Source organism: Nocardia sp. NPDC059195, assembly GCF_042754695.1.
In the GTDB taxonomy this organism is placed as follows: domain Bacteria; phylum Actinomycetota; class Actinomycetes; order Mycobacteriales; family Mycobacteriaceae; genus Nocardia.
In genome coordinates this window covers 163,334-175,017 of the sequence record NZ_JBHZBG010000012.1, presented here as the reverse complement: position 1 = coordinate 175,017, position 11,684 = coordinate 163,334, and the positions used below count along the sequence as shown (strand labels likewise).

The window sequence follows — 11,684 nt, the reverse complement described above, 5'->3', positions numbered from 1 at the left end:
CAGGGGCCGGGCCGAGCGATGAAGCGCTACCTGAGCTGCCCGTGCGGTGAATTCCTGAGCGGCGCCGATGAAGACGATCTGGTCGCCGCAGCTCAACGACATCTCGCCGAGCAGCACCCCGACCACGAATACAGCCGCGAGCAAATCCTGTTCATGGCCCACTGAGCCGACCATCGGCTATATTGTAAGCCTTACTGTAATAATATAAGGAGTGTGATCGTGGATAAGAACGACATGATCCTGATCAGCGTCGATGACCACATCATCGAGCCGCCGGACATGTTCAAGAACCACCTGCCCGCGAAGTACGCCGCCGAGGCGCCGCAATTGGTGCGTACCGACAACGGCGCCGACGTCTGGAAGTTCCGCGACACCGTCATCCCCAATGTGGCGCTCAACGCCGTGGCGGGGCGCCCGAAGGAGGAGTACGGGCTCGAGCCCGACGGCCTCGACGAGATCCGCCCTGGGTGTTTCGACGTCCACGAGCGCATCAAGGACATGAACGCGGGCGGCGTGCTGGCGTCGATGAACTTCCCGTCCTTCCCCGGTTTCGCCGGACGGCTGTTCGCGACCGAGGACTCGAACTTCTCCCTCGCCCTTGTACAGGCCTACAACGACTGGCACATCGACGAATGGTGCGGCGCCTACCCCGGCCGGTTCATCCCGATGGCGCTGCCGGTGATCTGGGACGCCGAGTTGTGCGCCGCCGAGGTCCGCCGGGTCGCGGACAAGGGCGTGCACTCGCTGACCTTCAGCGAGAATCCCGCCGCACTGGGATACCCGAGCTTCCACGATCCGTTCTGGAATCCGCTGTGGAAAGCCCTCGTCGACACCGACACCGTGCTCAACGTCCACATCGGATCCTCGGGACGGCTGTCGATCCCCGCGGTCGACTCGCCGCCGGATGTGATGATCACCTTGCAGCCGATGAACATCGTGCAGGCCGCGGCAGACCTGCTCTGGTCGCGCCCGGTCAAGGAGTACCCGGACCTCAAGATCGCGCTGTCGGAGGGTGGCACCGGCTGGATTCCGTATTTCCTCGAGCGCGTCGACCGTACCTTCGAGATGCACTCCACCTGGACGATGCAGGACTTCGGCGGGAAGGTGCCCTCGGAGGTGTTCCGCGACCACTTCATGACCTGCTTCATCAGCGATCCGATCGGCGTGCGGCTGCGCCACGAGATCGGCATCGACAACATCATGTGGGAGATGGACTACCCGCACAGCGATTCCATGTGGCCCGACGCTCCCGAGGTGCTCGAGCAGGTCCTCGGGCGCGAGCAGGTGCCCGACGACGAGATCGACAAGATGACCCATCTCAACGCGATGCGCTGGTACTCCTTCGACCCGTTCCAGCACATTCCGCGCGAGCAGGCCACCGTCGGTGCGCTGCGGGCGGCCGCGGCCGACCACGACGTCAGCATCCAGGCCCGCAAGCACAAGAACTCCACGTCCGAGGCCAAGCTCCAGGCGTTCCAGGCCCAGATCAAAGCGGCTACCGCCCAGAACGCGGGCTGACCGCACGACGACGCGGCCACTCTCGGCATGCACGCCAGGGTGGCCGCCTCCTTCTCTGAAACCGATGAGGTGATGTAGTGAGCATTTCGGTGATGCTCGAGATGGTCGCGGCCAGTGAACCGGAGCGGGCCGCGGTCGTCTCCGACGGCACGCGAACGAGCGCGGCGGAATTGAGCGAGCTGGCCGATCGGGCGGCCGGACTGATCGGTTCCTCGGGCGCCGAGCATGTCGCGTATGTGGGAACCGGCGGCATCATGCTGCCGCTGTTGCTGTTCGGATCCGCGCGCGCCGCGGTGGCGTTCACGCCGCTGAACTACCGCCTCAGCGCGGCGGCGCTGCGCGAGCTGATCGACCGGCTGCCCACACCGCTGATCGTTGTCGACGCCGAATACCTCGACATGGTGGCGGGTTGCGGCAAACAGGTCATCGACTCCGCGTTGTTCTTCGCCGCCCTCCGGACCGCGAGCGGGGACAACACAGTCCAGGACGCCTCACCCGATGACGTTGCCGTGCTGCTGTTCACCTCCGGCACGACCTCGCGGCCCAAGGCCGTCGAACTGACGCACGCCAACCTCACCGGCTATGTGATGGGGACCGTCGAGTTCGCCTCCGCTGAACCCGACGACGCGGCGCTGGTGTGCGTGCCGCCCTATCACATCGCCGGGGTCGGCGCGGCGCTGTCGAATCTGTACGCAGGCCGACGGACCGTGTACCTGCGGCAGTTCGACCCGGCCCGCTGGATCGACCTCGTCCGCGCGGAACGGATCACCAACGCCACGGTCGTGCCAACCATGCTCGACCGCATCGTCACCGTGCTCCGTGCGAGGCCCGGTACCGATCTGCCGACGCTGCGCACCCTCGCCTACGGCGGATCCAAGGCACCGCTGCCGCTGGTCCGCGCGGCCATCGAGCTGCTGCCCGAAGTCGGCCTGGTCAACGCCTACGGTCTCACCGAGACCAGCTCGACCGTCGCCGTGTCGACTCCCGAGGATCACCGGATCGCCCACGGCTCCGGCGATCCCGTAGTCGCCAGGCGGCTCGGCTCGGTCGGCCGGGCTGTGCCCGGTGTCGAGTTGCAGATCCGCGACGGGACCGGCACCGTCCTCGGGCCGGGCGAAGTCGGCGAACTGTTCGTCCGGGGACCGCAGGTGTCGGGCGTGTACGCCGAGATCGGTTCGGTCCTCGATCCCGACGGCTGGTTCCCCACCAAGGATCTCGCCGAACTCGATACCGACGGCTTCCTGTTCATCGGTGGACGTTCCGACGACACCATCATTCGCGGTGGCGAGAACATCGCGCCCGCCGAACTCGAGGACGTTCTCGTCGAACATCCGCAGGTGCGCGAGGTCGCCGTGATCGGTGTACCCGACGAGCAGTGGGGACAGATCATCGTCGCCGTCGTCGTGCCCTCCCCCGGCATCGCGCCGAACCCGGAACTGCTGCGCGCGTATGTGCGCGAGAATCTGCGCGGCTCGCGCACACCGGACCGAGTCGTCTTCCGCGACCAGCTGCCCACCACGCCGACCGGAAAGATCCTGCGGCGCACGCTCGTTCAGGAATTCTCGGCCGTCCCATCTACCGCCAAGGAGGCATCGTGATCAAGAGCGGCACCCGGCTGGCGAGCCAGGTCTGTCAGACACAGGTCATCGTCATCAAGTCCACCGAGGCCATCGACGGCCTGCGCTGCGGCGGCGTCCCGATGGTTCCGCTCGGCGCGGTGTCCGACACCGGCGCGGTTCTCGATCCCGCATTCGCCGGCGGTACGGCGGTCGGCAAGCGCTATGTGCACGAGACCGGCGCCGAAATCCTGGTCACGCAGGCAGGCAGCGGCACCCTCGACGTGAACGCGGTGCCGCTCGATCTCAAGGAGGCCAAACAACTTCCGTCCAGTGACTGACCACGACGTGCGCATAGGGCGCTCCTGCCTCGCGGAGGCTGGAGCGCCCTGTGTCGTCCTGTGGTCGGCTGGTGCTCAGCGCCAGGCGGCCAGCAACTCCTCGGTTGTGGTGACGGTGGCGATCAACGACAAAGTGTTGTCGATGATCGCCTCGCCGTATTCGCGCGGAATGCCCGCCACCGCATCGCGCGGCAGCACCACGTCGTAGGCGGCGTTGACCGCGTCCATCACCAGATTCGGTATCGCTACGTTCAGCGAAACCCCGACCGCCACAATGGTCTTGATGCCGAGATTGCGCAGCACCGCATCGAGGTCGGTGCCGCCCATCGGCCCGAGCCCGTGCTGGCGGCCGAGCACCAGATCGGCAGGCTCCGGCCCGAATTCGGGCAGCAGGCTAGCGCCCTCGCTGCCCGGGGTCACCGCGACGCCACGGCGGCCGAGGGCGAACAGTTTCGCATTGTGATTGGAGCCGAGGCCGTCGACGCGTCGCCACACCAGACAGTGCACGACCTGCACCCCGGCAGTACGGGCCGCCGGCAGCAGTGCTCCGATATTGGGCAGCGCCGTGCGGCGTGCCTCCTCGGCGAGCGCGGGCAGTCCGGCGGCGGCACCGACCACCGCACCCTGGCATTCCTGGGTGATCACGGCGGTGTGCGCGGGGGCCACGAGCTCGGCCAGCGGCCGGGCACTCACCCGGGCGCCGCGCCGTCTACGGCGCGCTTCACGACGACACCGTGGTGGCGTCCACCGGCGGAACATCGTAGAACTGGGTGGCCCACTTGCGCAGTGACAGATAGGGTTTGGCGTCCTTCGGCGAGAGCGGTGGTCGCTCGACGTACTTCTGGTAGCGCCAGATGCTCAGATCCTCCCAGACCGTCACCAGGAACTGTTTCTCCACCCGCGCACGAACTTCCGGTGGCGGTACGTCGGAATCATCGCCCGGATTCTTCGGCCACCAGATCGAGTAGAACAGGTCCGAGCACTCGTCGTCGACCGGTGTGGTGGCAAAGATCAGCCGATGTTTCGACGATCCATCGAACGCGCTGATCGAACCGCCGAGCCCGAACATCTGCGCGTGGATCTTCAACGCCATCTTGTCCGGATCATCGCTGCGCGCGTCGGGCCACCCGGTCAGGAAGTTCCAGGTGTGATCGACCGCGCTGTAGTCCAGCATCTGCGGGGTGACCGTCGCGCCGTGAACGTATTCGAAGTGCAGGCTGTCGGGGCCGTTCTCGAGCACGACCTGCGGGTGCACCGGCTCGCGTTCGGTCTTGCTCGAGAACTCGGGATAGGGCCGGTAGTACTGCGTGGGATCGGAACCCAGCTCAGGGAACATGGTGAGAATGTCGGGCATCTCCCACTGCGGAGCCTTTCCCTCCGGGTGGTGCCACATGAACACGCACCCGTTCTGCTCGTTGACGGGATATACCTGCAGTTTCAGGCCACGGTTGACCCGGTTCTCGCCGGGGATATTGCGATTGGTGCCGTCGGGTCCCCACCGCCAGCCGTGGAACGGGCATTCCACGCAGTCGCCGACGACCTTGCCGCCGTGGCCGATATGGGCGCCGAGATGCCGGCAATGCCCGGTCAGAATGTGTACCTCGCCCGCCTCGTCACGATAGGCGACCAGGTCCTCGCCGAAGTAGCGCAGCGGCCGGGCCTCGCCGAGCGGGAACTCGGCCGACCAGCCGACCATGAACCAGCCGGTGACCTTCCAGGTGAACGGAACTTTCACAACGCACCTCCAGTGCGGGACGATTCTTCGAGGCTTCGGCACCGGGTAGCGGACCCGGCCGGTTCATGTGGTGACGATGGTGGCGCCCGCGGTCCCGGGAGCGCCGTAGAGCAACGCGAACCCCGCCTTGGGGGCACCGGCGACTTGACGCTCCCCGGCGGTCCCGCGCAGTTGCAGGACCAGCTCGTGGAGTTGGCGCATGCCCGAGGCGCCGATCGGTTCGCCGTTCGCGATGAGACCGCCGTCGGTGTTCACCGGCAGGGAACCGGAGATCTCCGTCGCGCCCTCGGCGATCAGCCGCTCCTGGTCGCCGTCGGCGCAGAACCCGGCTTCGGCCATGTGGATGATCTCGGCGCCGGCATCGGTGTCCTGCAACTGGACCACATCGATGTCCTCGGGCGCGATGCCCGCGGATTCGAAGGCGCTGCGCGACGCGTAGACCGAGGGCGATACGTCCTCCTGCACCGGCGCGTAGGTCGTGTTGACTTCGTAGGCACCGTAGGAGCGGGTCCGTACCTCGACGGCTCGCACATAGACGGGCTTGCTCGTGTACCGGTGTGCGATATCGGCACGGCACATGATCACCGCGGCGGCACCTTCGTCCGGCGCGCAGAACATGTAGTGGGTCAGTGGGTAGTTGAACATCGGCGAATCGAGGATGTCGCGCTCGGCGATCGGCTTGCGCCGGAACGCATTCGGATTCAAACTGCCGTTGCGGTAGTTCTTGGCGGCCACCTTGGCCAGGGTTTCCTGGGAGATGCCGTGATCGTGGAGGTAGCGATTGGCCTTCATTCCGAAGAACTTCGTGGTCAGGTACTGGCCGTTCTCGCCGTACCACTTGGGCATCCCGACGAGCGTGGGATCCACGGTGAACGCCCCGCGCGGATGCTTGTCCATGCCGATCGCGATACCGATGTCGTACTTGCCGAGCCGGATCGCGTCGGCGCACGCCTCGGTGGCGCTGGCCGAGGTGGCGCACGCGTTGAAGACGTTCGTGAACGGAATGCCGGTCAGTCCCATCATCCCCACGATCGCGTCGGGGTTGGCGACCTCCCAGCTGCCGCCGACGGCGAACTGGACATCTCGCCATTGCAACCCGGCGTCGCCCAATGCGGCCCGAATCGCGTCGGTACCCATCTGCATGGCGGTCTTGTCGAATCGGCCGAAGGGGTGCATACCCACGCCGATGATCGCTACCTCGTTGGTCATCTCAGAACTCCTGTCCCTCAGACGGGTTGGAAGGCGAAGGTGATGACCTCGGCGCCTTCGGGGTCGGTGCCGAGCGACACGGTCGTGAGCTCGACGTCCATGCCGAACTCGAGCTTGGCCGGGTCGTTCTCGGTGAGCCTGGCCTCGACCCGGATCACGTCACCGAGCTGCACGAGTCCGACGCCGAACGGAACAAAGGTCTTCGGCGTCTCGTCGCCGAGATAGGGAGCGCCCGGCAGGAATCCCTGCGTCGTCCAGGCCACCAGCGTTCCGGTGCGCGGTAGCGTGATCTGCTCGATCGAGGGGAGGCTGCACCGCGGGCACAGGTCCTGGATCGGGAACACCGAGGCGCCGCAGTCGGCGCACGCGCCACCGACGAGCCGGAAGTCCTCGGCCGGCCAGTTGGAAATCTCCGGGGCGATCATTCGTTGCATCTGTGGTTCCTAAACGTCGAATTGGTTGCGAGCGGGGGCAGACCGCAGGCCGCATTCCTCCACGAACGACAGCAGGCCGAGGTGATAGGCCGCGGCGCCGAAGCCGACGCTCACGTTGTGCCCGGATCCGGCTTGCTGGTTGTGCGCGAAATGTGGTGTCGCGGTGAAGAATCCTTCGATCTCGGCACGTGCCGCGGGGTCGGTCCGCCATACCTGCTCGTATTCGGCGTCGGTCAGCCGTACCGGTACCCGCACCTGCGCCGCCAGCACCGGGAAGTCGGTCGGCCAGTCGTGCACGACGGCTACTTCGTAGCCCGGTGTACCCACGGTGAGCGAACGCCCGCCCACCACCTCGGGCGGATAGCTTTCCGCCGGACTCCACAGCAGTTCCCGAATCCCGCCAGCCTTGCGGGTCTTGCGGATCTGTTCGATGACCTGGATCGCCTCGGGGCGTTTGTGAACGCCGGTGCCCGCCAGTTCGAGACCGAGCAGTTCGTCGCCGCGATCGTCGGCGGCCATCCGTGCGGCCAGATCGCAGCCGGCCGAATGCCCCGCGAGGAATACCCCCGCGCCGCGCCCGCTCGAGCCGAGGAGCGCGTCGATCGCGGCGTAGCTCGCGTCGACGCGGCGCTGCGGCACATCGAAGCTCGCATCCCATGGCTCGGAAGCGCCGTATCCCGGCCGGTCGAGGGCGAGCACGGTGAAGCCGAGTCGTGCGCCGAGCCGCAGCAGCGACAGCCACGGCCGGCCAGGAACATCGAAGTAGCGCGCCGAGGTCGCGCCACCGTGTACCGCGACGAGCACCGCGCGCGGATCGGCGACCTCGGCGCACAGGGCCGACATCCGGATCCCCGCCACGTGGACTTCCCTGGCCACCACAGCATCCACAGCCGTCGGCTCACGCAGCAGGCCGGTCCCCTCGGCGCTCATACGTCCGCCCGCAGGAGCATGACACCGCTGGGGGTGAGTCCCCCGCTGCTGACAACGGCGACCCGCGCATCCGGAATCTGGCGCTGCTCGGCGCGACCACGCAATTGTGTGATCGCCTCGTGGATCAGGCCCATGCCGTGGGTGCGCCCGTGGGAGAGTTGCCCGCCATGGGTGTTCAGCGGTAGCGATCCGTCGCGGGCGATGTTCTTGCCGCCCTGGAGGAAGTCCTTGGCCTCGCCGATTCCGCAGAAGCCCAACGCCTCGATCCAGGACAGGCAGTTGAAGGTGAAGCCGTCGTAGAGCTCGGCGACATCGACGTCCTCGGGGCGCAGTGTGGTGCGAGACCACAGATGCGCCGCCTGACCCAGGACCTGTGGCTCGTGGGTGAGTGTGCTCTGGTCCCATTCGAGCCGTTCGATGATCTGGGTGCCGACCGCCTCCACCAACACCGGCGGTTGGGCCAGGTCGGCCGCGGTCTCGCGCGCCGAGACGATCACGGCGACCGCACCGTCGCACGGCACGTCACAGTCGTAGAGACCGAAGGGCGTGGTGACCGGTCGGGCGGACAGATAGTCGTCCATGGTCAGTGGCTCCCGGTAGATAGCGGACGGATCGAGCGCCGCGTTGGCGCGCTGATTCAGCGCGATCCAGCCCAGCGTTTCCCGATCGGTGCCGTAGCGATGGAAATGGCGTTGCGCGGTCTGCGCGAGCAGGTGTGCTGCCGAGATGGCCCCGAACGGGGCGAGCCATGGGTCGGTGATGCCGCCGGACGGTGAAATCGTCCCGGCGCGAACGTGTTCGGCGTAGCTCGACTCCCACACCGTGCGGAAGCACAGCACGTGGCGAGCCAGCCCACTCGCCACCGCCAGCATCGCCGCGATCACCGAGCCACCGGGGCCGAAGGTCTCCGCGCCGCCGTTGTACCAGGTCGGACGGATACCCAGCGCCGATTCCACCGCCGTGACGCCACCTTCGGAGAAGGGCCCGAAATCTCCCGAGCCCGGATAGGTGGACAAGCCGTCGATGTCGTCGAGGCCGAGTCCGGCATCGGCGACCGCGTTGCGACAGGCCGTCAGAGTCAACGTCAGCGGGTCGGTCATGAGCCGTCGCCCGATCCGGGACCTGCCGATGCCGGTGAGCGCGACCTTGTCCTCGAACTTCTCCCGCGACGCCATCGGCCGGACGTACTCGCGAACGGCCGCTGGTTCGATCGGATCCACCGGCAGCGGGACCGGCGGCGACTGCGGGTCCGCGGGCCGGAACAGCGGTAGCCAGGCCGTGCATGTCTGCTCGAACACCACCTCCATCCGCTGCCCGAGTACGAGATCGGCGGGGTCGCAGCCGATCACATTGGTGGTCAACCGGACCCGCGAGTCCTCCTCGAGCGCGACCTGCGCCACGACGTAGGGCGCGGACAGCCCCGCAACGGCGAATCGGTGGTTGACGGTGAAGCCGATCAGTGTGGCGAATCCGGAGACCGCGCCGACCTCGAGGTCCTCGCTACGGCAGTATCGGCACACGGGTTGCGGCGGGTGGATCAGCGCCGTACAGGACCGGCACTGCGTGATCCGCAGTCGACCGTCGGCGCCGGAAGCCCAGTAGAACTGGGTTTCCGGCGTGATCGTCGGCGGCGGCCGTTGAGTGGACTCGGCCACGGTGCTCCTTCCGAGCTGAGTCAGCTCGCCGTTGCCTTCGGCTTGGCAGGCAGCGAATAGTTGGGCCGCCCGAGCCCGAGGATGTGCTGGGCGATCATGTTGCGGAACACCTCGAGCGTGCCGCCGTAGATGCCGCACAGCGGGGCCCAGCGGTAGATGTACTCCATGGCGCCGTTGTCGACGGCGCCTTCGGTGTCCACCGGCAGCGCGGCGGCGGGGCCGAGGATGTCCATCAGGTCCGGCGAGATGTCGCGCATGGTCTGCGCGATGGCGACGCGGCCGAACATGTGCGGAGCCGACAGCGCTGCCTCCATCCGCGCGATGCTGCGGCCGAGGCGATGGGCGACCGCCCGGTCGTCGAGCAGGCGCCGACCGTCAGGTCCGGTGGCCGCCGCGATCGAGACCACCTTGTCGACCGAGGTCGCCATCATGGTGCCCTGATGGATGAGGATCGAGACATCCTGCAGGCCGTCGTCGTCGGCGCCGACCACGCCGTGTTCCTCGTTGAGCGGGCCCATCAGCACCGCCCAGCCGCCGTTCACCTCGCCGAGGCGGTACTTGTCGTCCACCCGGACATCGCTGTAGTAGACGATGTTGGTGCGGTCGCCGTCCACGGTGCGGATGTCCTGGATCTCGATGCCCGGGCTGTCCAGCGGAACCAGGAACATGGTGAGGCTCTTGTGTTTCGACCCGTCGGGGTCGGTGTTGGTGATCAGGAAGACGTACTGGCAGTTGTGCGCGCCGGTGGTGAACATCTTCGAGCCGTTGATCACCCATTGGTCGCCGTCGCGCACCGCGCGCGTCTTACACATCGCGACATCGGACCCGCCGTCGGGCTCGGTGTATCCCAGGCACAACCGGACCTCACCGCGCTCCAGTGCGGGCAGGACCTCCTTCTGCAGTTCGACGGACCCGTGTTTGCGGACGGACTTGGAGACGATCGCGGTCGTTCCCCAGGTGACCCAGGGAGTGTGGACCCGGCGCCGCTCGAGGTCCCACAACCGGCGCCGCAGGCGATTGAGCCCGCCTTCTTCCTCGGAGTTCAGTTCCGCGCTCAGCCAGCCGGCCTCGCCGAGAGCCAGGTGAACTCCCTCGTCGAAGTTGTCGCCGGTCTCGCGGTCGCGACGACGGACCTCGTCGGTGACGTGGGTGGTGAGGAAAGCCCGTGCCCCGTCCAGGAATTCCTGGTCATCGGCAGAGAGTTCGACTCGTGAGAAATCCATGTTCTACTCCGTCCTAGGCCGACGCTGCGGCGAAGAGTTCAGCGACCTGCACTGCGCTGGCGCCCAGATCGCCCGCGGCCAGCGGCCAGCCCCTGGCGCGCACCAGATACGCCGACGCGGCCGCTTCCGTCGCGACCCCGAGTCCGCCCTGCACCTGGACCGCCGTGGTCGCCGCGCGGGGCGCTTCCTCGGCGATGTAGACGAACGCCGCGGCAGGCAGACCGGGCTGCACGTCGGGCTCGTGTTCGAGGAACCACGCGGCGCGGCGGGTCAGATTGCGGGCGGCGTTGACCGTGATCGCGATATTGGCCAAGGGATGGGAAATGCCCTGCAGGGTCGAGATCGGGACACCCATGGTGTAGCGGGTGGTAGCGAATTCCGCTGCTATCCGCAGGGTCTCGTTGATCAGCCCGACCAGCGCGGCGGCAGTCAGCACGCGCCATTCGTCGAGCGCCCGGTCGTACTCGGCGAGCGCCTCGGCACCACTGGCCAGCACGGTCCGGCGGTCGGCGGCGGCCGGGTCTACCCAGGCCATCGGCAGACGACCGATGTTGTCGACCTTGGTCGGCCGGGTGTCGAAACCCAACCGCACAATGTCATCGCCGTCCCGCATGACGATGTCGTCGGCGACCGAGCCCGCGGCGATGAGCCGAATACCGGTCGCGGAGTCGACGCGGGTGTCCAGCGCGACCAGGCGCTTGCCCTCTACCACGTCGGCACTGTCGCGATCACCCACACTCAACGCACCGAGGCGAGCCAGCAGCCGCGCCGCGCACAGATGATCGATCCACGGCAGCGGCGCGATCACCCGCCCGAGTTCCTCAGCGACCAGGGACAATTCGACCAGCGTCGCACCATCGCCGCCGACCGATTCCGGCAGCGCCATCGAGGTCGCGCCGGTCGCGCACAGCTGCTCCCACAGATCCTTGTCGAATCCGGTCTCCTCGGCCGCGCGGACGGTGTCGAGTGAACACCGCGAGCGGAAGAACTTCGCGTAGACGGCTTGGAGTTCGGTTTGGTCCGCCGACAGGCTGTAGTCCTGCCGGCGCAATTCGTAACGGTCCATCATCGTATTTCTCCTGA

The 11,684-nt window shown here is 67.1% G+C and carries 12 protein-coding genes; 4 read left to right on the top strand and 8 right to left on the bottom strand.

Annotated features, from left to right (window positions below; translation table 11 throughout):
• Positions 1–18: 18 nt before the first annotated feature.
• The 4 genes from ACFXKN_RS17925 (at position 19) to ACFXKN_RS17910 (ending at position 3,415) form a co-directional block, all read left to right on the top strand.
• Complete coding sequence (locus tag ACFXKN_RS17925; RefSeq protein WP_379433414.1) at positions 19–165, top strand: DUF1059 domain-containing protein; 147 nt, start codon at positions 19–21, stop codon at positions 163–165.
• A gap of 54 nt (positions 166–219) precedes the next feature.
• On the top strand, positions 220–1,518 hold the full coding sequence (locus ACFXKN_RS17920; protein ID WP_378951126.1) for an amidohydrolase family protein: 1,299 nt from the start codon (positions 220–222) through the stop codon (positions 1,516–1,518).
• A 77-nt stretch (positions 1,519–1,595) separates the two neighbouring features.
• Positions 1,596–3,116, top strand: coding sequence for a class I adenylate-forming enzyme family protein (locus ACFXKN_RS17915; RefSeq protein ID WP_379433413.1), 1,521 nt, complete (start codon positions 1,596–1,598; stop codon positions 3,114–3,116).
• Positions 3,113–3,415: a hypothetical protein gene (locus ACFXKN_RS17910; protein ID WP_379433412.1), complete on the top strand. Its 303-nt coding sequence runs from the start codon at positions 3,113–3,115 to the stop codon at positions 3,413–3,415. The genes ACFXKN_RS17915 and ACFXKN_RS17910 overlap by 4 nt, the downstream gene beginning before the upstream one ends.
• Before the next feature lie 75 nt (positions 3,416–3,490).
• Here ACFXKN_RS17910 and ACFXKN_RS17905 read toward each other — a convergent pair whose 3' ends face one another.
• The 8 genes from ACFXKN_RS17905 to ACFXKN_RS17870 all read right to left on the bottom strand — a co-directional run bounded on the left by ACFXKN_RS17905 (position 3,491) and on the right by ACFXKN_RS17870 (position 11,667).
• A complete protein-coding gene (locus ACFXKN_RS17905) occupies positions 3,491–4,108 on the bottom strand; it encodes a cysteine hydrolase (protein WP_379433411.1) in 618 nt (205 codons plus the stop codon).
• A 28-nt stretch (positions 4,109–4,136) separates the two neighbouring features.
• Positions 4,137–5,150, bottom strand: a complete 1,014-nt coding sequence (locus ACFXKN_RS17900) for an aromatic ring-hydroxylating dioxygenase subunit alpha (protein ID WP_378951141.1) — start codon at positions 5,148–5,150, stop codon at positions 4,137–4,139.
• Between the two features lie 63 nt (positions 5,151–5,213).
• Positions 5,214–6,359, bottom strand: coding sequence for a thiolase family protein (locus tag ACFXKN_RS17895; protein WP_379433410.1), 1,146 nt, complete (start codon positions 6,357–6,359; stop codon positions 5,214–5,216).
• 17 nt (positions 6,360–6,376) lie between these two features.
• On the bottom strand, positions 6,377–6,793 hold the full coding sequence (locus tag ACFXKN_RS17890) for a Zn-ribbon domain-containing OB-fold protein (protein WP_379433409.1): 417 nt from the start codon (positions 6,791–6,793) through the stop codon (positions 6,377–6,379).
• Between the two features lie 9 nt (positions 6,794–6,802).
• Positions 6,803–7,723 carry an alpha/beta hydrolase gene (locus ACFXKN_RS17885; RefSeq protein WP_379433408.1) on the bottom strand — a complete coding sequence of 307 codons (921 nt, stop codon included), beginning with the start codon at positions 7,721–7,723 and terminating at the stop codon, positions 6,803–6,805.
• Positions 7,720–9,378 carry an OB-fold domain-containing protein gene (locus ACFXKN_RS17880; RefSeq protein ID WP_379433407.1) on the bottom strand — a complete coding sequence of 553 codons (1,659 nt, stop codon included), beginning with the start codon at positions 9,376–9,378 and terminating at the stop codon, positions 7,720–7,722. The genes ACFXKN_RS17885 and ACFXKN_RS17880 overlap by 4 nt, the downstream gene beginning before the upstream one ends.
• Positions 9,379–9,398: 20 nt before the next feature.
• Positions 9,399–10,601, bottom strand: coding sequence for an acyl-CoA dehydrogenase family protein (locus ACFXKN_RS17875; protein ID WP_379433406.1), 1,203 nt, complete (start codon positions 10,599–10,601; stop codon positions 9,399–9,401).
• A gap of 13 nt (positions 10,602–10,614) precedes the next feature.
• Entirely contained in the window at positions 10,615–11,667 is a 1,053-nt protein-coding gene (locus tag ACFXKN_RS17870) for an acyl-CoA dehydrogenase family protein (RefSeq protein ID WP_379433425.1), read from the bottom strand.
• Between the last annotated feature and the right edge of the window lie 17 nt (positions 11,668–11,684).

Coding starts and splice junctions, on each gene's coding strand:
- ACFXKN_RS17890 (WP_379433409.1), bottom strand. CDS start 6,793: ATGCAACGAATGATCGCCCCGGAGATTTCCAACTGGCCGGCCGAGGAC.
- ACFXKN_RS17875 (WP_379433406.1), bottom strand. CDS start 10,601: ATGGATTTCTCACGAGTCGAACTCTCTGCCGATGACCAGGAATTCCTG.
- ACFXKN_RS17925 (WP_379433414.1), top strand. CDS start 19: ATGAAGCGCTACCTGAGCTGCCCGTGCGGTGAATTCCTGAGCGGCGCC.
- ACFXKN_RS17895 (WP_379433410.1), bottom strand. CDS start 6,359: ATGACCAACGAGGTAGCGATCATCGGCGTGGGTATGCACCCCTTCGGC.
- ACFXKN_RS17870 (WP_379433425.1), bottom strand. CDS start 11,667: ATGGACCGTTACGAATTGCGCCGGCAGGACTACAGCCTGTCGGCGGAC.
- ACFXKN_RS17885 (WP_379433408.1), bottom strand. CDS start 7,723: ATGAGCGCCGAGGGGACCGGCCTGCTGCGTGAGCCGACGGCTGTGGAT.